Origin of the sequence: Streptococcus mitis, from assembly GCF_047462815.1 — a bacterium.
GTDB lineage: Bacteria > Bacillota > Bacilli > Lactobacillales > Streptococcaceae > Streptococcus > Streptococcus mitis_DO.
Window position 1 is genome coordinate 1 of record NZ_JASHFB010000030.1, and the last position, 662, is coordinate 662.

The 662-nt window shown below is 48.3% G+C and carries 1 protein-coding gene; it reads left to right on the plus strand.

Annotation, left to right across the window (positions count from 1 at the left end; genetic code table 11):
- Positions 1 to 662, plus strand: a 662-nt coding sequence (locus QM865_RS09125) for a hypothetical protein (RefSeq protein ID WP_414306508.1), incomplete at both ends; no start/stop codon positions are given.

Consider the following 662-nt stretch of genomic DNA (forward strand, 5'->3'; position numbering starts at 1 on the left):
TCGTTGAAGCTGACGTGCTAGCCGATGTACTTGCACTTGTTGAGGCTGATGTACTTGCTGATGTACTTGCGCTTGTTGAGGCTGACGTACTTGCTGATGTGCTAGCCGATGTACTTGCACTTGTTGAGGCTGACGTACTTGCTGATGTACTTGCGCTTGTTGATGCTGACGTACTTGCTGATGTACTTGCGCTCGTTGAAGCTGACGTACTTGCTGATGTACTTGCACTTGTTGATGCTGACGTACTTGCGCTTGTTGATGCTGACGCACTTGCTGATGTACTTGCGCTTGTTGAAGCTGACGTACTTGCTGATGTACTTGCGCTCGTTGAAGCTGACGTACTTGCTGATGTGCTAGCCGATGTGCTAGCCGACGTGCTTGCACTTGTTGATGCTGATGTACTTGCTGATGTGCTTGCGCTTGTTGAAGCTGATGTACTTGCTGATGTGCTTGCACTTGTTGAAGCTGATGTACTTGCACTTGTTGATGCTGATGTACTTGCTGATGTACTTGCTGATGTACTTGCACTTGTTGATGCTGATGTACTTGCTGAGGTACTTGCGCTTGTTGAGGCTGACGTACTTGCTGATGTGCTTGCACTTGTTGAAGCTGACGTGCTTGCTGACGTACTTGCGCTTGTTGAGGCTGATGTACTTGCACTT